The sequence below is a fragment of the Pararhodospirillum photometricum DSM 122 genome, assembly GCF_000284415.1.
Lineage (GTDB): Bacteria > Pseudomonadota > Alphaproteobacteria > Rhodospirillales > Rhodospirillaceae > Pararhodospirillum > Pararhodospirillum photometricum.
The window spans coordinates 354,028-374,547 of the sequence record NC_017059.1; the positions used below are offsets into that span (position 1 = coordinate 354,028).

Annotated in this window: 20 protein-coding genes and 1 pseudogene; 1 reads left to right on the top strand and 20 read right to left on the bottom strand. The window is 66.4% G+C overall.

What is annotated here, in order from left to right:
* Positions 1-62: 62 nt before the first annotated feature.
* Both RSPPHO_RS18580 and RSPPHO_RS01535 read right to left on the bottom strand, forming a co-directional pair.
* Positions 63-1,154 (bottom strand): TIR domain-containing protein, encoded by a 1,092-nt coding sequence (locus tag RSPPHO_RS18580; RefSeq protein WP_162138076.1) that lies wholly within the window; start codon positions 1,152-1,154, stop codon positions 63-65.
* Positions 1,155-1,183: 29 nt separating this feature from the next.
* Positions 1,184-2,221, bottom strand: coding sequence for a glycosyltransferase (locus RSPPHO_RS01535; RefSeq protein WP_041793688.1), 1,038 nt, complete (start codon positions 2,219-2,221; stop codon positions 1,184-1,186).
* 115 nt (positions 2,222-2,336) lie between these two features.
* Here RSPPHO_RS01535 and ygfZ point away from each other — a divergent pair, with 115 nt between their 5' ends.
* The gene (gene ygfZ, locus RSPPHO_RS01540; RefSeq protein ID WP_041793689.1) at positions 2,337-3,215 is read left to right on the top strand and encodes a CAF17-like 4Fe-4S cluster assembly/insertion protein YgfZ; all 879 of its coding nucleotides are present in this window, start codon (positions 2,337-2,339) and stop codon (positions 3,213-3,215) included.
* Positions 3,216-3,248: 33 nt separating this feature from the next.
* Here ygfZ and RSPPHO_RS01545 read toward each other — a convergent pair whose 3' ends face one another.
* The 18 genes and pseudogenes from RSPPHO_RS01545 to RSPPHO_RS01630 all read right to left on the bottom strand — a co-directional run bounded on the left by RSPPHO_RS01545 (position 3,249) and on the right by RSPPHO_RS01630 (position 20,303).
* Entirely contained in the window at positions 3,249-4,322 is a 1,074-nt protein-coding gene (locus tag RSPPHO_RS01545) for a sigma-54 interaction domain-containing protein (protein WP_014413529.1), read from the bottom strand.
* Between the two features lie 33 nt (positions 4,323-4,355).
* Entirely contained in the window at positions 4,356-5,420 is a 1,065-nt protein-coding gene (gene hypE, locus RSPPHO_RS01550; protein ID WP_041793693.1) for a hydrogenase expression/formation protein HypE, read from the bottom strand.
* The gene (gene hypD / locus RSPPHO_RS01555) at positions 5,417-6,565 is read right to left on the bottom strand and encodes a hydrogenase formation protein HypD (protein WP_041793694.1); all 1,149 of its coding nucleotides are present in this window, start codon (positions 6,563-6,565) and stop codon (positions 5,417-5,419) included. The genes hypE and hypD overlap by 4 nt, the downstream gene beginning before the upstream one ends.
* The gene (locus tag RSPPHO_RS19580) at positions 6,562-6,783 is read right to left on the bottom strand and encodes a HypC/HybG/HupF family hydrogenase formation chaperone (RefSeq protein WP_041793696.1); all 222 of its coding nucleotides are present in this window, start codon (positions 6,781-6,783) and stop codon (positions 6,562-6,564) included. The genes hypD and RSPPHO_RS19580 overlap by 4 nt, the downstream gene beginning before the upstream one ends.
* A gap of 169 nt (positions 6,784-6,952) precedes the next feature.
* A complete protein-coding gene (locus RSPPHO_RS01565; RefSeq protein ID WP_014413533.1) occupies positions 6,953-8,119 on the bottom strand; it encodes a Kae1-like domain-containing protein in 1,167 nt (388 codons plus the stop codon).
* A gap of 3 nt (positions 8,120-8,122) precedes the next feature.
* Positions 8,123-9,001 (bottom strand): hydrogenase nickel incorporation protein HypB, encoded by an 879-nt coding sequence (hypB, locus tag RSPPHO_RS01570; RefSeq protein ID WP_041793698.1) that lies wholly within the window; start codon positions 8,999-9,001, stop codon positions 8,123-8,125.
* Positions 9,001-9,342 carry a hydrogenase maturation nickel metallochaperone HypA/HybF gene (locus RSPPHO_RS01575; RefSeq protein WP_014413535.1) on the bottom strand — a complete coding sequence of 114 codons (342 nt, stop codon included), beginning with the start codon at positions 9,340-9,342 and terminating at the stop codon, positions 9,001-9,003. The genes hypB and RSPPHO_RS01575 overlap by 1 nt, the downstream gene beginning before the upstream one ends.
* On the bottom strand, positions 9,312-10,400 hold the full coding sequence (locus RSPPHO_RS19585) for a hypothetical protein (RefSeq protein ID WP_157879043.1): 1,089 nt from the start codon (positions 10,398-10,400) through the stop codon (positions 9,312-9,314). Before RSPPHO_RS19585 ends, RSPPHO_RS01575 begins: the two co-directional genes overlap by 31 nt.
* A complete protein-coding gene (gene hypC, locus RSPPHO_RS18295) occupies positions 10,397-11,404 on the bottom strand; it encodes a HypC/HybG/HupF family hydrogenase formation chaperone (protein ID WP_014413538.1) in 1,008 nt (335 codons plus the stop codon). The genes RSPPHO_RS19585 and hypC overlap by 4 nt, the downstream gene beginning before the upstream one ends.
* Positions 11,405-12,040, bottom strand: coding sequence for a HyaD/HybD family hydrogenase maturation endopeptidase (locus RSPPHO_RS01595; RefSeq protein ID WP_014413539.1), 636 nt, complete (start codon positions 12,038-12,040; stop codon positions 11,405-11,407).
* A complete protein-coding gene (gene cybH, locus RSPPHO_RS01600; protein WP_014413540.1) occupies positions 12,037-12,756 on the bottom strand; it encodes a Ni/Fe-hydrogenase, b-type cytochrome subunit in 720 nt (239 codons plus the stop codon). Before cybH ends, RSPPHO_RS01595 begins: the two co-directional genes overlap by 4 nt.
* A gap of 78 nt (positions 12,757-12,834) precedes the next feature.
* A complete protein-coding gene (locus RSPPHO_RS22115; RefSeq protein ID WP_014413541.1) occupies positions 12,835-13,407 on the bottom strand; it encodes a nickel-dependent hydrogenase large subunit in 573 nt (190 codons plus the stop codon).
* 143 nt (positions 13,408-13,550) lie between these two features.
* Positions 13,551-14,624, bottom strand: a pseudogene (locus tag RSPPHO_RS22120) (nickel-dependent hydrogenase large subunit); the annotation flags it as partial.
* Positions 14,625-14,651: 27 nt separating this feature from the next.
* Positions 14,652-15,734: a hydrogenase small subunit gene (locus tag RSPPHO_RS01610; RefSeq protein WP_014413543.1), complete on the bottom strand. Its 1,083-nt coding sequence runs from the start codon at positions 15,732-15,734 to the stop codon at positions 14,652-14,654.
* 420 nt (positions 15,735-16,154) lie between these two features.
* On the bottom strand, positions 16,155-16,907 hold the full coding sequence (gene rquA / locus RSPPHO_RS01615; protein ID WP_051013552.1) for a rhodoquinone biosynthesis methyltransferase RquA: 753 nt from the start codon (positions 16,905-16,907) through the stop codon (positions 16,155-16,157).
* A 147-nt stretch (positions 16,908-17,054) separates the two neighbouring features.
* On the bottom strand, positions 17,055-17,522 hold the full coding sequence (locus RSPPHO_RS01620; protein WP_014413545.1) for a type II toxin-antitoxin system RatA family toxin: 468 nt from the start codon (positions 17,520-17,522) through the stop codon (positions 17,055-17,057).
* Positions 17,523-17,539: 17 nt separating this feature from the next.
* Positions 17,540-18,181, bottom strand: coding sequence for a response regulator (locus RSPPHO_RS01625; protein WP_041793702.1), 642 nt, complete (start codon positions 18,179-18,181; stop codon positions 17,540-17,542).
* A 172-nt stretch (positions 18,182-18,353) separates the two neighbouring features.
* Positions 18,354-20,303, bottom strand: coding sequence for a bifunctional diguanylate cyclase/phosphodiesterase (locus RSPPHO_RS01630; RefSeq protein WP_014413547.1), 1,950 nt, complete (start codon positions 20,301-20,303; stop codon positions 18,354-18,356).
* Positions 20,304-20,520: the final 217 nt, after the last annotated feature.

The window sequence follows — 20,520 nt, forward strand, 5'->3', positions numbered from 1 at the left end:
ACAAATACTATGTCTATTCAACGGACTGTGTGACGTCCGCCAGCATCCATAAATTTTTCAGGCTAACTTTCGAATTGGTCGGCCGCAACCTCGGCGATGACGAATCGGTACCCATAATGTGGATAGGATTCCCAGTCAGAGCAAGGAGTATAATCGTTCAGTACGACGGTAGCCGGGCTGCTCATATAGCTACCACCTTTACCGGCATAGTGCGTGTCACGTTCATTGTCTGCTACGATCTCTGAAGTTATCTCGACCATATTCCCTGACATATTGAAGCACCCATAAGGACTTCTTCCTTCTGGATAATCATCAACTGGTACAACATTACAATAATCGCTATTTTTTCCCCAATTGCACTTGTCTGGATCCCAATCTTCTCCCCAAGGATACAGGCGGCCATCGGCTCCACGGGCTGCCTTCTCCCATTGCTTTTGGGAGGGGAGTCGAAAACCTGCCCACTCGGCAAAGGCTAGGCCTATGTTTATTGGTACAAATTGCGCGGGGTAATTGCCCGCACCGTCCCTGACTTTCTTGGTTATTTCCAGCGGGTTAAAAAATAGAGATTTATTCTGCCACGCCAAGTTATCTTCAAGAAAGAGAATCATATTATTATAACTGAGCACAAACCGCGCAATCCAAAATGTTTTTAGATATTCATTCGTTTTATACCGACCGTATTGAAAAACACCATCCTCAATCTTCACAAAATCCAAGCCTGTTTTCTTACACTTTACCGAAGAAATCCATTTAAATGATTTAATTAGCTTATCAAATGCTAGGAGGTAAGAACTTTTGCAATACCAACTCCGAAAATCAACGTACTTCTTCTCGGTCAGAAACCAGGGCATTTCCGCGTCATCGATCTTGATTGGAATGACCCGAACCTGACTACTCTTCAGTTGAGTGTACATCATCGACCGAAGCTCTTCGTCGACCCACGGCGAGGTGATCGAGTTTGCCGATACAACAGCGAAAAGATAGTCGCAGGATGCTAGACCTTCCCCAATTTTGCCGAAGAGCGAGTCGCCCGGCTTGATCTCGACCTCGTCGAGCCACGGGGCAATGCCGAGTGAGTCAAGGCTCTTAGCGAGACGTCTTACGAACTCTTTGTCTTCAGAACAATGGCACAGAAACACCCTCTTCGCGTTCACGACACCCTCCAACCAGCCTTCCCTTTTCCTCACATCATCAGCCGCTCAAACGCCCGGGCCACCGCCTCCCACGACCGGCGCCGCTCGGGCCGCGCCGCCTCCTCGGCCTGGACCCGCCACATCCCTTCGTGGCTGAGAAGCTGGATGGCCACATTGGCCAGGGCCTCGTCGTCGGGCACCAGATAGCCGGTCTGACCATTCACCAGCCGCTCCCCCGCCGCGCCGCGCATCCGGGCCACCGCCGGCAGGCCGCAGGCCTGGGAGTCTGCCAGGGTCCAGCCCACCATGTCCTGGGCATGGCCGGGATAGAGGTGAACCCGCGCCTCCCGATACACCCGGGCCATGCCCGCCGCCGGCAACGGCGCCCGCACCTCGACGCCCCGCGCCGCCAGGGCCAGGGCGCTGTCGGCCACGGTCCTCAAGGCCGGGGGCAGCGGCAGGGCGGCGGTGAGGCCGCGATACAGCACGGACGAGTAAATGTGCAGCCGCGCCGTCGGAACCGCCGGATGGATCATCAGGCGCCAGAGGTCTAAAAGCTCGGCCAGCCCGTGGGCCGGATGGGTGGTGACCACAGCAACCGGGGGATCGGCGGGCACCCCGGCGGGATCGGGGTGAAACACCGCCTCGACCCCGGGCACGATCACCGTGGCGCCGCCCACTGGCAAGGCGTTGTAACTGGCGAGGCTGGGCACGACCAGGGCCGGGCGCAGCACCTGAAGCACCCCGCGCGCGCTGGCCGTGCCCAGATAGGCCGGGGCGGCCAGGGCCCACAACACCCGGGCCCCGGCCTCGGCGGCCCCGGCCAGCAAGGCGGGATCGCGCACGGCGATCAGGGCATCGGTCGCGGCCAGGGGCGGCTCGCTGGCCCAGTCCTCGGGCAAGGGCCGCCAATGCACGCCGTCGATCACCTGTTCCCCGGGGCAGCGGTTGAGCACCGTCACCTCGTGGCCCAGCCCGCTGAAGGCGCGGGCCAAGGCAATCACGGCACGTTCCACGCCGCCCAGCGCCTGGGTCTCGGCGGTGGTGCCGTCGTAGCTGATCCCGTCGTCAAAAATGGCGATGCGCATGGACTTCCCCTCATCGCGGGCCCGATGCTTGTTCTTAGCCCGGGCCGACCCGCTTGCCAATCGGCCCGCGCCTTCCCACTTGCTCAAAACAGGGGCAATCTGCCGTGAGGGAAGCATGAACGACAGCGAGGCGGTTTTTTGTCCGATGCCGGAGCGCGCGGTGCTGCGGGTGGCCGGGGCCGAGGCCCGGGTGTTTTTGCAAGGCCTGGTCAGCGCCGATGTCACCCGCCTAACCCCGGGGGCCAGCCTGTGGGGCGCGTTTCTCACCCCCCAGGGCCGCTATCTCCATGATTTCTTTCTGGTGGCCGCCGGTGAGGACGTGTTGCTGGAGACCGAGGCGGCCCGCCTGCCCGATCTGGCCCAGCGCCTGAGCCGCTATCGCCTGCGCCGCGCCGTGACCTTGGACCCCCTGGACTGGCGGGTCGGGGTCGTCGTGGGCTGCCCGTCGTTTGCCGCGCTTGATCTCCAGGCCCTGCCCGGTCTGACCCGCCCCCTGCCGGCCGGGGGCCGCGCCTTTGTCGATCCCCGGCTGGCCGCCGCTGGGGTCCGGCTACTGCTGGCCCCGGGAGACGCGCCCCCCCCCGGCCTTGGCACCGGCACGGCCGCCGATTGGCACGCCCAGCGCCTGAGCCTGGGTCTGCCCGATGGCGCCGCCGACTTGGAAGTGGAAAAGGCGCTGTTGCTGGAAAACGGCTTCGAGGAATTGGGGGGGGTGTCGTTCACCAAGGGCTGTTATCTGGGCCAGGAGATGACGGCGCGGACCCATTATCGAGGGCTCATCCGTCGCCGGCTTGTGCCTGTTGTGGTCGAGGGGCCGCTGCCGGCGCCGGGAACGCTGGTGCAAGACGAGGCGGGCGAGGAGGTGGGGGTGGTGCGCTCGGGGCAGGGGGAGGTGGCGCTGGCTTTTTTGCGCTTGGAGGCCTTGGAGCGTCCGTTGTGGGCTGGTGTGGCTCGGGTAACGCCGCGCGTTCCGGCGTGGATGAAAAGCGAGTAAGAAAGGCTGGGGAGGCGAGCCTCCCCAGACCCCTCATCTTTTTTGGAGGTCCGAGGGGTCTGGCGGGGCTTGGCCTCCCCAGCCTTCCCCTTCTTCCTCACGGCCTCCCGCCAAACCATAGCGCAACATCTTGCCACGCAGCCCAACACGCGACAGGCCGAGGTCGCGCGCCACCCGGCTGATGTTGCCGTTGTGGCGTTCCAGGGCCTCGTCGATGATCTCCGCCTCAAAGCGCTCCACCCGGGTGCGCAAGGTGCCCGTGGTCCCGACGACAGGCGTCGGGTCGGGATCGCCGGCCAAGGCCAAGGTGGGGGAAAACAGGCTGGGGTCAAGCCAGGGACTCTCGGCCAGGGCCACCATGCGCTGGATCTCGTTATAGAGTTCGCGCACGTTACCGGGCCAGTCGTGACGAGCCAAACGAGCCAGAGCCTCGGGGGTGAGGCCGGCCACCGGCTTGTTGAGGGCGCTGGAGGCGTGGCGGGCAAAGGCCTCGGCCAGCAAGGGCAAGTCGCCCGGGCGGTGACGCAGGGCCGGCAGGTGGATGGGAAAGCCGGCCAGACGATAATAGAGATCGCGGCGGAAGCGGCGATCGCGCACTTCCTCTTCCAGATCGCGATTGGTGGCGGTCAGAACCCGGACATTGACCTTGCGGGTCACGCTGGCGCCGAGCGGCCGGATCTCGCCCTCCTGGAGCACGCGCAGCAGTTTGACTTGAAAAGCCGGCGAGGTTTCGCCGATTTCGTCGAGAAAGATGGTGCCGCCGTTGGCCTGCTCAAACAGGCCGATGCGGTCCTCGTGGGCCCCGGTGAACGCCCCCTTGCGGCAGCCAAACAGCTCGCTTTCCAGCAAGGGATCGGGCAGGGCGCCGCAGTTTTCCACCACAAAGGCCCCGCCCGCCCGCGGCGAGGCGTCATGGATGGCGCGGGCCAGAAGTTCCTTGCCGGTGCCGCTTTCGCCGGTCAGCAGCACCGGGATATCGAACACCGCGATCTTGTGCGCAACAGCGATCACCTCGGTCAAGGGACTGTCCGGGGCGTGCAACAAACGCGCGAAGCCCGGGCCGGGCGAGGCGGACGACATCAAGGGGCGCGGCGGCTGGGCGGTCAAAAGAGGATCCTTCCCGGTCAGGCATCTCCTTGTTTAACAGATGCGGGGCAATTGGTCTCCAGACAACCAGTCCACCAGCCGCTGGCCACCGAAAGGGGTGATCAGGCGGACGAAGCGATGAGGATCGGCGACCACCCGGCCGATGATCCGGGCCTCGCGGCCCTTGGGGTGGGCGGTAAGGGCAGCCATCAGGGCCGGGGCATCGGCCTCGGCGCACAGCGCCAGCAGGCGGCCCTCGCAGGCCAGGGTCAGGGGGTCGAGGCCCAGCAGCTCGCACACCCCGGCCACCCCGGGCGCCACCGGGATTGCCTCTTGCTCCAGCACCATGCCGGCCCCGGACTGGTCGGCGATTTCGTTCAAGGTCGCCGCCACACCGCCCCGGGTCGGGTCGCGCAGCACGTGGATGTCGGGCACGGCGGCAACCAGAGCGGCCACAAGGTCGTGAAGGGACTGGCTGTCACTGACCACCGGGGTCTCGAAGGACAGGCCCTCGCGCTGGCTGAGAATGGCCACCCCGTGGGCGCCGATCGGGCCCGAGACCACCACCACATCGCCGGGCTGGGCGCGGTCGCCGCGAATGTCGAGGTCCTCGGCCACCACGCCAACCCCGGTGGTGGTGATGAACACCCCGTCGCCGTGGCCGCGCTCGACCACCTTGGTGTCGCCGGTGACGATGGGCACCCCGGCCTCGCGCGCTGCCTCGGCCATGCTGGCGACGATGCGGGCCAGGTCGGCGAGGGGAAAGCCCTCCTCCAGAATGAAGGCCGCCGACAAGGCGATCGGCACGGCACCGGCCATGGCCACGTCGTTCAAGGTGCCATGCACCGACAGGCTGCCGATATYCCCCCCGGGAAAGAACAGGGGCGAGACCACGTGCGCATCGGTGCTCACCACCACCCGCCCGGCCGGCCGGGCAAGAACCGCGTGGTCGTTGCCGGCATCAAGGGCCGGGTTGGTGAAGGCGGCGCGAAACAAGGTCTCGACCAGATGGACCATGGTGCGCCCGCCGCCGCCGTGGCCGCGTTCAACGACCCCGTGCACCAGATCGAGCGGCGGCCCCAGGGGGGCACGGCGGGCAGGCGGAAGGGCAGCGCTCATGCGGGGGCTCCAAAGGCGGGAAGGTCGCGGAAACGGCCGTGGGTCCAATGGGCAGCACACGCCCCCTCGGTCGAGACCATGCAGGCCCCTTGCGGGGTGTCCGGGGTGCACAGCCGGCCAAACAGCGGGCACTGCCCGGGACGGCGCCGCCCGCGCACGATGTCGGCGCACGCACAGCCCGGCGGGTCCGGGGCCACGGGGTCGGGGAGGTCGAAGCACGCCTCGGCATCAAACGCCGCCCAGTCCGGCGCCAGCCTGAGCGCCGAGTGAGGCACGGCGCCAAAGCCCCGCCAGTCGAAGGTCTCGCGCCGGCAGAACACCTGGGCCAGGGCCTCGCGCGCCTTGGGATTGCCGGCCTCGGCTACCACCCGGGGACAGGCGTTATCCACCGCCACCTCCCCGGCGTTGAGCCGCTCGATCAGGCGATCGATGGCCAGCAGCATGTCCACCGGCTCGAAGCCGGCGATGGTGATGGGCACGCCGCGTCCGGCCGGCGCGTCCTCGGCAAAAGGCCGAAAGGCCTGGGCGCCGATGACGGTCGCGACGTGGGCCGGGCCCAAAATGCCATCGGGCCGGGCGCCGCCGTCGTCGGCCAAGATGGCGCCCAGCGCCGCCGGGGTCAAAACGTGGTTGCACAGCACCCGAAGATTGGCGAGCCCCTGGGTCCGTGCCGCCTGGAGCATCAAGGCCGTGGCTGGCGCCGTGGTCTCGAAGCCGATGGCCATGAAGATCACCACCCGCTCGGGATGGGCGCGGGCCAAGCTCAACACATCCAACGGCGAGGCGACCATGCGCACATCCGCCCCCTCAGCGCGGGCCCGCATCAGGGTCAGACCCCGCACCCCCGGCACCCGCATCAAGTCGGCATAGGTCGCCAGGATCACCCCGGGCAGGCGAGCGGCATGCAGCGCCTGCTCAAGGCGCGCCACCGGCAGCACGCACACCGGGCAGCCCGGACCGTGGATCAGCTCAATGGCCGGCGGCAGCAGGTCGGGCAGGCCGTGGTGGGCGATGGCGTGGGTGTGGCCGCCACAAAACTCCATCAGCCGGTAGGTTCGGCCGGGCTGGACGCGCCGGGCCAGGGTTTGGGCCAGGGCACGGACGCGCGGCGCCTCGCGGAAGGCATCAACCGGGGACAAACTCATGCCGACACCTGCACGGCGTCGATCAGGTCCAAGGTCCGCTGGGCCTCGGCGGCGTCCAGGCGGGCTAGGGCATAGCCGACGTGCACCAAGACATGATCGCCCTCGGCCACCGCGTCCACCAACTCCAGGGAAACGATCCGCGAGGCGCCGCCGATGTCCACCCGGGCTTGGTGGTCGGGCAGCAGGGCAAGAACACGGGCGGGGGTGGCGAGGCACATGGTGGGGGTCTTTCGGTTGGTGGAGACCGGTGATGTTCGAGGCTCTTGAGGGCTGCCGCCCTCAAACTCCCGCCTGGAGGCGAAGCCTCCAGACCCCCTTTTTTTGGGGAAATAAAAAAAGGGGGTCTGGGGCATCGCCCCAGGCGGGGCCCGGGGCGGCAGCCCCGCGTTACCAAAACGAGCGGCAGCCCCGCGTTACCCCCGCATCAAGCTCTGCGCCGCGACCCACGCCTGCCCCCAAGGCCAAGCCACCATCGCCGGGCGAGACCTGCCGGTGGGTCAGCACGGTGAGACCGGCCCGGCGCAGGCGTTGGACCAAGGTGCTGCTCAAGGCCCGGTTCAAGAAGCAGCCGCCCGACAGGCCCACGGTGCGCAAGCCGGTGCGGTCGCTGGCCCACACCGCCCAGTCGGCGAGGGCGGCGGCCAGGGTGCCGTGGAACAGGTCGGCCCCGCGTGCCGCGTCGCGTTCGTCGGCCAGGGCGTTCATGACGGCCATCAGGTCCAAGGTGCCATCGGGATGAACCCCCCAGCCGCCATCCATGACGCTAGGCCGGGTGACCAGGGCCTCCAGGGCCATGGGGGCCTGGCCCTCGAAGGTGGCGACCGGGTGCAGGCCGAGGAGGGCGGCGGCGGCATCGAACAAACGGCCGGCGCTGGAGGTCAGCGGGGCGCCGATGCCCTTGTCGAGCAAGGTGCCGATCTGGGCGGCGGCGGGATAGTCCCAGCGGCTGGCGATCTCGGCGCCACGTCCCAGGCGGTGCAAGACGGCGGCGGCCATGCGCCAGGGCTGGCGGGCGGCAATATCGCCACCGGGCTGGGCCAACGGCGCCAGACCGCCAAGGCGCGTAAAGGCCGGGCCGTCCACGCTGAGGAGTTCGCCGCCCCAGGCCGCCCGCTCGGGCCCCAGGCCGAAGCCATCCAGGGCGAGGCCGAGCAGGGGTTGGGCATGGCCGTTTTCCACCGCCACCGAAGCGACGTGGGCGTGGTGGTGCTGCACGGCCAGGGTCGGCAGGTCCAAGGTGAAGGCAAGGCGGGTCGAGGGAAAGTCAGGGTGCAGATCGTGGGCGACCAAGCGAGGCCGCACGTTGGCTTCGTCGAGGAGGGCGACCAGGGTGTCGCGGTAGCGGATCAGGGTCTCGGGATCGCCCAGGTCCTCGGCCAGGGGACCCAGGGAGGCCTGGAGGCCGCGCATCACGCACGGCACCACTTTAAGGGCCGCCCCCAGCCCCAGCACGTCGGGCACGGCCAGGGGCAGGCCGAGGCGGGCACTGACCACAGACGGGCCGAGCGGCGGCAGGGTCGGCGGGGAGGGCAGGGGATTCACGGTCAGCGGCATGCGTCAGCCTCCCTCGGCGAACAGACTTGCGCGCTGGGTGAGAAGCCACGTGATCCAGGCCTCCAGCCCGTCCCCGCTCTCGACGGAGATCCCGAGCGAAGGAAGCCCGGGCCTGACCCGGCGCGCGAAATTTACACAGAGAGATTGGTTAAAACGGACATACGGCGCAAGGTCTGTTTTTGTCACGCCGAGCAGATCGGCCGTGGCGAAGATGTCGGGGTACTTGAGGGGCTTGTCCTCCCCTTCGGTCACCGAGAGCAGCACCACCCGCTTGGCCTCGCCCAGGTCGAAAGCCGCCGGGCACACCAGATTGCCGACGTTCTCGATGAACACCAGGGCTCCCTCCGGTGGATCCAGGCGCTCCAGGGCGTGGCCCACGGTGTGGGCGTCGAGGTGACAGCCCTTGCCGGTGTTGATTTGCAGGGCCGGGGCGCCGGTGGCGCGGATGCGGTCGGCATCCACCGAGGTTTGCTGGTCGCCCTCGATCACCACGCAGGGCACCCCGCCCTCGGGCAAGGCCATCAGGCGGGTGACGGTTTCCACCAGCAAGGTGGTCTTGCCCGAGCCGGGGCTGGACAGCAGGTTGATCGCCAGCAGCTTACGCCGGGCCAGCCAAGCCCGGTTGGCCTCGGCGAAACGCTGGTTTTCCGCCAGCAGGTCGCGCTCCACGGTGATGCGCCGCGCCGCGTGCGGGTCGGCGGGGTGATGATCGTGATGGTGATGATGGTCATGATCATGAGGGTGGTCATGGTCGTGCCCGTGCCCGTGCCCGTGCCCGTGCCCGTGATCGTGCCCGTGATCGTGATCGTGAGAGGAAGCCTGAGAGGCCTCGGGCGTCACCACGCGGGCCCCGCCTTGATCGCATCCGCACACCGTGCACATCACACCACCTCCAGATCTTTGACACTCAGGTCGTCGCCGCCGGTGACCTGAAGCTGATAGCTTCCGCACCGGGGGCAAGGGTCGCCGCGCTTGGCGAGCGGCACGGATTGGTCACAGCCCAGGCACCACGCGGTCCCGGGAACGGCCAGAAAGGACAGGTGCGCGCCCTCGGCCCGGGTGCCGCGCGCGCTGGCCGTGAAGCCGAAGATCAGGGCCTCGGCATCGACATGAGACAATTGCCCCAACGCGATGCGGACCTCGCGCACCCGGGTAAAGCCATGGGTCAGGGCCTCGCGCTCGATCAGGTCGATCAGGCTTTGGGCCAGGGCCAGCTCATGCATGCGGGCTTTCCTCGACAGCGAAGGAGAGGGAACAAGAAACGCAAGGGTCGAGGACCGCCAGCCACCACGGAGCTAGGACCGCCGCGTCGTCGCGCCCGGTCAGGGCCTGGACCAAGATGCCCTGGGGGTGAAAGGTCCAGTCGGTGGGGGTCAGCAGGTGCAGGCTGTGGATAAGGCCATGGTGGGCTTCCACTGCGTACATCAGGCGGCCGCGCGGCGCGTCTACCTCGCCCAGGCCGACACCGTTCGCTTCGGCACGCAAAGGGGAGAGGGGCTGGGGGAGCGCTAGGGCGGGCAAGCGCAGGGCCACGTCGAGCAGGCGGGCGGCCAGCCGGGTGGCGATGCCGTCGCTCCAGGCGTGGCGGCAGGCTTGGATCGAGGGGATGGCCGGCGTGGCGGGTCAGGGCGCTGGTTTCTCGGGGGGAGGGCCACGCGGGGGTGCGGGGGAAGTCGGGGTCGGTGCGCAGGCGCTGGGCTAGGGCGGTGCGGTCGATGTCGTCGAGGGCGGGGGCGGCGGGGGGAGCGGGGCGGCAGAGGGCGGGGCGGGTCAGGGCGGCGGCCAGCAAGCGGGCGGGCAGCACCGTGTTGCGCTGGGCCCAGGCGGCCAGGGCTTCGGCTTCGGTGAGGGCGGCGAAGGCCTCGGGGGACAGGTCGCCCAACAGGGGGAGTGCTGCCGCGTCGAGGGTGGCGCGGTCCGGGGTGTGGCCGGCCAGGACCTCCTGGACCAGGGCGCGAAGTTGCCGGGCTCCGGGGATGTCGGGGGGCGCCGGCAGCAGGGCCGCTCCCTCAACCAGCAGCCGCACCGCCAGTTCGCCCAGGCCCTCGGCCACCACCACCCCGGGCAGGACGGCCTCGGGACGCGGGGGGGTGAGGGCGCGGCGGAAGGCCTCGCGGTGGGCCTGACCACACAAGGCGAACAGCCGGGGCAGCAGGGCCTCGACCTCGGCGACCGGCCGCCCCGCCACCACCGGCCCCAGGCGCACGACAGGGCGAGGCGTCAGGACGACCCCGGCGCCGTCGAGACACAGGCGAAAACCGTCCTCGCGGGCTGAGGTCATGAAAGGGCGGCGTCCATCAGGGTCTCCAAGCGCTGGGCGGCGTCGGCGCGATCCTCGGGGTAGGCGCGGAAAGCTTCGGGCACGTCGCCAACCTCCAGGGTGTGAAGAAACAACCGGCCATCCAGGTGGTAATGCTCGCGCTGCCACACGTGGCGCCGGGCCGTGGACACGAGGCGCGACGGCAAGCTGCCCCGGACCTGAAGGGTGAGCCGTCCCGGCCCCAACGCCTCGGCCAGCGCCGCCAGATCGCCTTGGCCCAAGGGCTGGCGCGACAGCACCACCGTATGGGGCGCCTCGCCCACCGCCTGGGCCCCCAGCCGTTCCTGCGCGGCGGCCAATTCGCTCACCACGGCCCGCGCCATCCCGGCGTCCCCGGGGGGCAGGGGCAGGGCAGAGCCGTCCTGACCTTCGCGCCGTACCACGCCCGGGCAGTCACCGACCTCCAGCACCGGGCGCCCCTCCTCTTCCAGGCGCCAGACTCCGGGCAGAATCGATTCTTGGAGGCGGGTGACAACCCGGCCCGCGTCGTCGCTCACGGTACCGGCAATGTCCCCGGCCCCCAGGATCTCGCCCAGCAGGGCGTGGGCCGGAGGGTCGAGGGCCGCAAGATCAAGGCGCAGCGGCACATCGGCACGCAAGGCCGCGCCGACCTGGGCCAGCACGGCGCGCACGCTGTCGCGAGGCGCGACCGGAGGCGGCTCGGGCGGCAACAGGCCGGGCGGCAGCGTGGGCTCCCGGTTGACCAGATCGGCAAACAGGTGATCGACGTTCTCGCCACGCATCACGGCCTCCAGGGCTTCCAAGGCGTCGGCGACTTGGCGCGCCTCCTCGTCACTGAGCAGGCTGCGCGCCGCGCCGGCGAAGGACAGCACCCACTGGCCGGCCGTAACCGGCGCCACGAGCCGAAGGTCGAGGCGCTGCACGCTGCCGCCGCGCTCGCGGGCAAGGCCGAACGCCCCGTCCTCTTCCAACTGCTCCACCCGCAGGGGGACGCCTAGGCACATTTACAAACCCTCCCCGTTCCCCCAGGCCCCGCTCCCCCCGCCCAGAGGCGCGCGCTCAAACGGCGTGCGCTCCAAGCTGGGGTCGAGCAAGGCACTGTGGGGCAAAGGCTGGGCCCGGCGCCGGCAGGGAAACCCCCACGCCGCCAGCAAGGCCACCGCCTCGTCCAGGGCCGGCTCCAAGCAGGCGGCGACGCTGGGGCGCAAGGGGCCGCCCCAGTCGTCGAGGTGCTCGGCCTGGACCCCGATCAGGGCCATGGCCTCGGGCACCGAGCCCAACAGGTCGGCCGCCGCCAGCACGTCTTGGAAGCCGGTTTGATGCAGGCTCATCTTGCGACAGCCCATGAAGCGCGGCACCGCGTCGCCGTGAACAACGCGCAAGGTCCCGGGCGGCTGGTCATAGTCGATGGCATCGAACACGATCAGCCGCCGAGCGGTGGTCACGTACTGCACCAGATAGAGCCCCTGGGTGCCGCCATCCATCAGGCGCACCCCGGGAGCCATCTCGTAGAGACAGGCCAAACGCTCGACGCAGCGCACGCCGAAGCCCTCGTCGGCCCACAGCAGGTTGCCAATACCCAGCACCAAGACCTCGCACGGCCCCTCGGCGTCCAGGGCTGTCCCAGCGGGAGAGATCACGGCAGGTCATCCTTGAACATGCGCCGACCACTGATCATCGTGGACAGCATGGATTGGCGGCTCATGATGTCCTCACGCAAAGCCGCATAGATATGGGCAATCGAATAGACGATGAATAACCACATCCCCATGCGATGAATCATGTGGACATCCTGAGAGTTGGGAAAAATCAGGAAAACCCACTGGAACACAGCCGCCTGCCAACTCTCATTGCCGGTGCCCTGACTATAAAGAGCAAACCCGGTAAAGATCATGAACAGGCTGAGAAGGGTGGTCAGGAAGAACATGATGATGTGAGCCATGGGGTTGTGGCCCATGTACTTTTTCGGATACTTCCGCAAAAACAGATACCACTCCAACTCAATCCGAACCTCAACCCAAAAGCTCTTTTGCCACACGGGAAGAACGAAGATCTGCCGGGCATACTTATTCCCAACAAAAGCCCAGTAGACCCGGAAGAAGAAAAAGATGGCAAAGACATACGCTGCCGAGAAGTGGATGGCCCGAATAAAGCCAAAGACAAAGCTGTCGCTGGCCTCGCCATGCAAGCTGATCGGCGGATTGCCCATGACATACCCGGTCAAGGCCAAAATAACCACACAAGCCGCGTTGACCCAATGCCAGAGCCGCACCGGCGCTTCATAAATATACACCGAGGCATTGCGGCGAACCCCCGCCATCAGGTCCGGGGTCGCCTCATTGGTCTCCAAACTCATGACGCCCTCCTGCCAAAAAAGTCCCGAGGGGTCTGGGGAGGCCCGCCTCCCCAGCCTTCTTTTTGGGTCTGCCTCGGGCTAGCGCACCGTCACCGAGGTCAACGGCTCGCCGTTCGGGCTCATGACGTGAGTCGAGCAGGCGAGGCAGGGGTCGAAGCTGTGCAAGGTCCGCAAGATCTCCAGCGGCTTCTCAGGATCGGCCAGCGGGGTATTCAGCAAGGAAGCTTCGAACGCACCGATCTTGCCCGCCGGATCGCGCGGTGAGCCGTTCCAGGTGGTCGGCACCACGCACTGATAGTTCTCGATCTTGCCGTCTTTGATGTGGACCCAATGCCCCAGGGCCCCGCGCGGCGCCTCGGTAAAGCCCACGCCGCGCACGTCCTTGGGCCACGTCTTGGGATCCCACGACGCGGTGTTGGCCGTGTTGGTGTCGCCGGCCTTGAGGGTGGCGATCAGGTGGTTGAACGACTCCTTCAACTTGTGCGCGGCCCACTGGCATTCGAGCCCGCGCGCCGCCGTGCGGCCCAGGGTGGAGAACAGGGCCGTGATCGGCACATCGAGCAGGCGCAGCAAGGCGTCGGTCGGTTCCTTGAACTCGGGCTTGCCCTGGGCGTAGCCGAGGACATAGCGGGCCAGCGGCCCCACCTCCATGGCGTGGCCCTTCCAGCGCGGCGCCTTGAGGTAGCTGTACTTGGCGCCTTCATCGAGGGTCTCGATGCGGCTGCCGCTTTCACCGCCTTGGGGCCCAGCACGAAGTTGGGATCGGTCACGCCGTCCCAGGGGTGCAGGCCCTGGGTCTCGTCGGGATAGCGGTACCAGGAGTGGGCGACGTATTCCTGGATCTGGCTGGGGTCGGTGAGATCGACCTCGTGGATGCGGGTCAGGTCGCCGTTGATGATGGCGCCGCGCGGCATCATCAGGCTCTCGGCCGAGTAATCGTTGGCCCGCGACGGCAGGTCGCCATACGACAGCAAGCACTGGGAGCTAAGTCCGCCGCCGTGGAGCCAGTCCTTATAAAAGCCGGCCACCGCCACCAGATCGGGGATATAGACCTGCTCGATAAAGGTCACGCTCTGGTCGATGATCGACTTGACCAGTTCCAGGCGCTCCATGTTGATGGCGCCGACCGCCCCGGTGCCATCCAGGTTGATCGGGCAGGGCACGCCGCCGACCAGCCAGTTGGGATGGGGGTTCTTGCCGCCGAACACGGCGTGGATCTTGACGATCTCCTTTTGGAAATCGAGCGCTTCCAGGTAATGCGCCACCGCCATCAAGTTAGCCTCGGGCGGCAGGCGGTAGGCGGGATGGCCCCAGTAGCCGTTTTTGAACGGCCCCAACTGGCCGCTCTCGACAAACTTGGTCAGCCGCGCCTTGAGGTCGGCAAAGTACCCGGGCGAGGACTTGGGCCAGGGCGACAGGCTGCGGGCCAGGGCGCTGGTCGCCGCCGGATCCGCCGACAGGGCCGAGACCACATCCACCCAATCCAGGGCATGCAGGTGGTAGAAGTGCACCAAGTGGTCATGCACCTGGAGGGCCAGTTGCATGATGTTGCGGATGGTGTTGGCGTTTTCCGGGATCTTGATGCCCAGCGCGTTTTCAACGGCGCGCACGCTGGTCAGGGCATGGGTGCCGGTACACACGCCGCAAATGCGCTGGGTAAAGGCCCAGGCATCGCGCGGGTCGCGGCCCTTCAAGATCAGTTCGATCCCGCGCCACATGGTGCCGGTGGACACGGCGTTGCGGATCACGTTGTCGGCATCAACGTTGACTTCCACACGCAAGTGACCCTCGATCCGGGTCACGGGATCGACGACAACGCGCCGTCCCTGGGCATCAAGCGCGAAGCCATTCGGCGTCATCACGGACATTGTTCCCTTACTCCCCCCGGGATCGCTTTAGCTCTTGTTGTCGTTTTCTTCGCGCAGGCGCTTGACGCCGGTCAGCGCGGCATGGATCGCCAGACCCGCCGACACGGCACTGACCGTGGCCACGCCGACCTCATCCGCCGTCACCTCGACGCCAAACGGCATGACCGGGGTGATGCGGTCGTAGAACGAGCCCTTGTCCCAGAAGTTGTCCTCGGAACAGCCCAGGCAGCCGTGGCCCGACTGGATGGGGAAACTGGTGCCCTCGTTCCAGCGGGTAGTGGAACAGGCGTTGTAGGTCGTGGGACCCTTGCACCCCATTTTATAAAGGCAATAGCCCTGGCGGGCGCCGGCATCGTCCCAGGCCTCGACAAACTGGCCGGCGTCGTAGTGGGGCCGGCGATAGCATTTGTCGTGGATGCGGTTGGAATAGAACATCTTGGGCCGGCCCAGCAGGTCGAGCTGGGGCAGGCGCTCGAAGGTGGTGATGAAGGCCAGCAAGGCGGTCATCACCTCGGCGATCGGCGGGCAGCCCGGCACCTTGATGATCGGCTTGCCGGAAATCACCTTGTCGATGGACACCGCCTGGGTCGGGTTGGGCTTGGCCGCCTGGACGCAGCCCCACGACGCGCACGAGCCCCAGGCAACCACCGCCATGGCGCCCTCGGCCATCTCCTTCAGGGTTTCGACAAACGGCCGCCCCCCGGGGAAGCAATACAGGCCGTCGTTGGCCAGGGGGGGATTGCCTTCCACCGCCAGAATGTAGCGCCCGGCGTATTTCTCGCGGGTTTCCGTCAAAATCGCCTCGGCCTGATGCCCGGCCGCCGCCATGATGGTGTCGTCGTAGTCGAGCGAGATCATGGAGAGCACCACATCCTTGGCCAGCGGGTGGCTGGAGCGGATGAAGCTCTCGGTGCAGCACGTACACTCCAGGCCGTGCAGCCAGATGACTGGCACGCGCGGCTTGGTTTCCAAGGCGTTGGCGATCGAGCTTGCCCCGGCGGCGTCCAGGCCCAGGCTTGCGGCCGTCAGGGCACAGAACTGCATAAAACTGCGCCGGGAAATCCCCTGGCGCCGGATGACCTCGTAAAAGGTCTCGATCGGTTCCGTCACGATTCCCCCCTCTCGCGCCCCGAGGCGCGGCTCAAAGCCCCTTGCGCTGCAAGGAGCGGTCTCCTGGTGTCCTTGGGTGGGGCTTGGGGCCCTCTTGCTCCCTGGGCTGCTTTTCGGGTGATGGGCACCGCAAAGGAAACAGCCGTGGGGTGACCCCTAGCAACCCTCGGGCCACCAGGAGTGAGAATAAAGCAAGAGGTCAAGCCTCTGACATATCAGCCAAAAGGCTGAAGAGCCGGGCCGTCCGAAGGGGGAGGGGGCGTTAAGAGGCTTTCCAGGTATGGAAAGCAGGTTTCCGGGGAAACCATGAGGCGCCTCACGAAGGGGCGCCTGGAAAAGGATGGGAAAGAAAGGCAGGCTGGGGAGGCGCGGCCTCCCCAGACCCCTCAGAACAGGGGAGATCTGGAGGCGCCAGCCCTTTTAGCGGCGGACAGCCACGACCTTCTGGTAGAGACCGCCAAAGAAGGTTTCCTTGGTCCAGGTGAAGGCATCGCGCTCTTCGGCGAAGTCGCTGATCTCCACATCCCACAGGCCCATGGCATAGGGCTCCAGGGTCTTGAACACGCCGATCATGATGGGCTTGAGCGGGTGCCAAGCGGCCGGTTTGTGATAATCGACGAACACCGCCTTGCCACCCGGTCGCACGGCCGCCAACAAGGAGTCCACCACGCGCTTCTTCCAGTCGTCGGGCACTTCGTGCAGCAGGAAGAAGCAGCACACGCCATCGAAATCACGGCCCACCGGATCAGCGGCATTGGCGCACACCAGCCGCGCCTGGGACAGACCGGCCAGCTTGGGGCGGGTGTGGGCAATCTGGACCGGGGCGATATCGCGCACTTCCAGATAGCCTTTGGGGCCAACAACATTAGCAAGATTGCGCGAGAACGGGCCATAAACACAGGCCGGCAGCAACACTTCCTGACCGGCCGAGAATTCCTTATAGGCCTGATCCATCAAGCGGTCGGCGTTGCCCCACAAGATCACCGAAACCACCAAATGACGGTCGAGCAAGCGCATGTGACGGGGGTTCAGGTAGGCCCAGGTATAGACCCGGCGGAGATACTCCGGCAAAAGGGCCTCGTCCTCGGAGGCCTCGACGCCTTTGGACATGGGGGAAACAAAGGCGTCTACTTCCTCGCCCAACGGGCTGAGGGCTCTTTCGGGCCTGTTCATGCGCTGCGCTCTCCAGGGGTTTGTGGCGGACGGAACGGCTGGGGCCGGGCGACGGCACCGCCCGGGAGCCATCGCGACAATGCCTTCAAGGGTGCTCCCGCCCATACGGGACACCGGAGCGTAAAGGAGCGCAAGGACGGCCGTGTGTCAAGGGCGGGTGAGCCCCGGGCGGGCAAGGCGGCCATGCCGTGGGTACACAGCCCGCGCCCGACGCTCGAAGGCCTCGACCAAAGTGCGAGCGGCCTCGCGCGAAAGACGCCCGACCAAGAGATCAAGGGCCGGGGAGGTCATTTCCAACGTCATGTCAAGCCGGGTCAGGCAGCCCTGGGGCCGGGGCGTGAATTGCCACGTCAGCACCAAGGTGCGCACCCCGCCCCCCGTGGCCGTGACATGAATCCGCTCGGGCCGGCGCAGGTGCGTCTCGGAGGCAAACGTCAGGTGCACCGGCCCCAGCCCCATACTCTGGGTCGTGTGGTAGAGCGTGGGCGTGGTGTGCGTGACCCGGGCCGCCGTCCACCAGGGCACGAACTCGGGATAGCGCTCCACATCAGCCACGAGGTCGAACATCTGGTCGGCGCTAAACGGCACGGGGCGCTCGGCATGATAACGGGCCATTCCGGCTGATCCCCGGCTTATCCGTTGAGCCCCAGGCGCTGGGCGGCGATGACCGCCCCGGTGCGGTTGGAGACCCCAAGCGCCTTCAAAATGGCGGTCACATGCAACTTGACCGTTCCTTCCGACAAGGTCAGGACCCGAGCGATCTCCTTGTTGGATTTGCCCTGGCCGATGAGGGCAAGGACCTCGCGCTGGCGCGGGGTCAGCGGCGAGACGACCGGATCGGGCTCGGGGTCGGGCTGGCCGCGCGCGGGCAGGGTTTCCAGCAGGGCCGGCGGCAGGTACATGCCCCCCGAGAGCACCAGATTCAAGGCCCCCAGGATCACCTTGCTGCTCGCGGCCTTGCTGATGAAGCCGACCGCTCCCAGGTGAACGGCCTGCAACACCAAATCGCGCTCCTCGTTGGCCGAGAGCACCACCAAGGGGGTGTCGGGGGCCACGGCTCGCAAGGCCGACAGCCCGTCGGTCCAGGGCAGACCGGGCATGACGAGATCAAGGAGCATGAGGTCGAACGGGACCTCCCCGGCTTCCTCGGCACGGGTCAGGGCCTCGTCGAACGAGCGCGCCTCAACCACGTCCAAAGAGGGGTCGAGCTCGCCTAAAATCAGGCGCAAGCCGTCCCGGAACAACTCGTGGTCATCGGCGATCAACAGTTTCACGCATCCTCTCCGTCGCTCAGGCAACGGGCAAAGTATGCCAGATGTGTTGAAGGCCACAAATAAGAGAAACGTGCTTTCCCAGGGCAATCGGGTGAACGGGGCCTCGGCCGGCGAAGGAGAGGAGAGAAGAGACACGCTGGGAGACGCCGCCCCCCCCATTCCTTGGGGGAGATCAAGGGCGCAGGGTTACCGTTGCCACGGCCAAGCGGTCGGGAGAGAGCTTCGCCTCTTTCTTTAAGGCGGCGATCAATCCGCTAATTGCATCAATATCGCGTGTCGCATGCCCGGGGGGCAAATGAACCACCGCCGCGCTGGCCCCCAGAAGGGGCATCTGGCGCTCGATGCCGTGGCGGTCGCGGGCGATGATATGGCCCTGAAGTCGGGTCGCCTCGTCATAGAAGCTGGCCACGTCGCTTTCAAACTTGGCGGTCAGCGCCCGCACATGCGCCTCGGCCGCGCTTTCTTCCAGGCCCCGAAAGGCCGCGAAAAAGTCGTCGCCGCCGATATGGCCCATAAACATGCCTTCGGTATCGAGCCGCGTGCGCATCAAATCGGCAAACAGCAAGATCGCCCGGTCGCCCTGGCGAAAGCCGTATTTGTCGTTGAACGGTTTGAAGTTGTCGAAATCAATGTACGCCAGGGACAAGGACGTGTCGGTCTCGGCCAGCGCCTCGCCCAAAAAGGTGTTGATGGCGGCATTGCCGGCCAACCGGGTGAGGGGGTTTTGGTCGCGGGCCGCCGCTAAGTTCTTTTCATTGATAATGCGCAGCAAGGACGAGGCGGTCAAAAAGCCCCGGTAGCGCCCGTCCTCGGTAATGATCAGGCCCTCGGTCCGGCTGTTGGCCGAAAACGCCTCCAGAATCTTCTCGGCCCGGGTGGTAATGTCCACCGTGGGACAGCGGGTGATAAAGTCCTGCAAGCCCAGCCCCAGGGACTTGTTGTTGATCAACTCCTTGCCATACAAGGAATAGGTATAGTCCTTGAGATCGACCTCACGCACGATCCCCAAGGGATCGCCGGTTGCATCCACCACCGGGAAGAACGTCCGGCTTTTTTCCTGACGAAAACGCTCGAACACCACGGCCATCGGCGAGGGGCAAACCAAGGGGGCCAGGGTGGAAATCTGGGCGGCCACCAGATGCTGGTCGCCCCCCAGGCGACGCTGCTCGGCGGCGTTGATCTCCAGCACCAAGGGATAATAGCCCTGTAGGCGCGTGGAATCGGTCTCGGGGCACGCCAGCAAACAGCCCTGGGCCTGATCGCACCCCGCATCCCGCGCCCCGTGGAAATCCTCCAGGGTTTCCACTCCCTTGGCCACGATCTGGATGCCCATCAGCCGACAGACGTTGGCCATGTTCGACAAAAACAGCTTGCGCGCCTGATCGTGGGCGGTGCCCTGGACAAAAAAACGGTCGATCTTGACCAAATCGGGCTTCACCGAGCGCAGCAGGGGCAGGCTGGCGAACCCCACCCCGAAGTCGTCGAGCGCCACCTTGCCCACGCGCGGGCGCAAGCGGTGAATCAGGGCGCCCACCCGGTCCAAGGTGGCCTCGACCGCGCCGTAATCGGGCATGGGCAGACGTTCGCTGATTTCCAGCGCCAAGCTCACGGCGGGCAGGCCATGGCGCTGACGCAAGGTATCGAGTGCGCTGGCCAGGGCGTCGGCTTGCGGCAATAAGCGGGGATCGAGATTAAGATAGAGCCGGGCATCGCCGCGCTGATCCGGGGTCAGGGTGCCAAAGCGGGCCATTGCCACGTCCCAGGCGTGCAGTTCCAACTCGCGCGGCAGGGCGGGCGACCCCTCCAAAACGGCGATCCGCCACGCCTCGTCAAACAATTCGCGGGCATCGGCAAAGCCCTCGGCGCCGCGGATCAGGGCCTCGAAGCCCACCGCCCGGCCACTCGACAGACTGACCACAGGTTGCAAGGCGATGTCGAGACTGTCGAGCAAAGCCGACCAGTCGCGCCGCCCTGGGGGTGGGGTCGGCGTTTCCAAACAGGCGGGCGGTGTTGGACCCGGCCGGGGCGGCGACAGCAAGGGGCCAAACCACCCCGTGCGTCCGCTCCCTGTCTTGACCGGATCCCCCCGGCGCCCCAGGGGGTCTTGTTTTGTCTCGTTCATGTCCGACCGCTTCCTGGACCCCGGGTGTCCCTGCTGTCGTTACACACGACCTTCAAGACAAGGTCAAGAGATACCCCAATCCGTTACAAAACATTCATCCCGGCCATCCGGCCTATCCAAAAAGCGATAACGTCGCTTTTTATTAGAATTATTCCCCACCTCCCCCCTCTTAAAACAGAAAAACATACCCCCTTTCCTCTCCATCCCCCCCACGTTC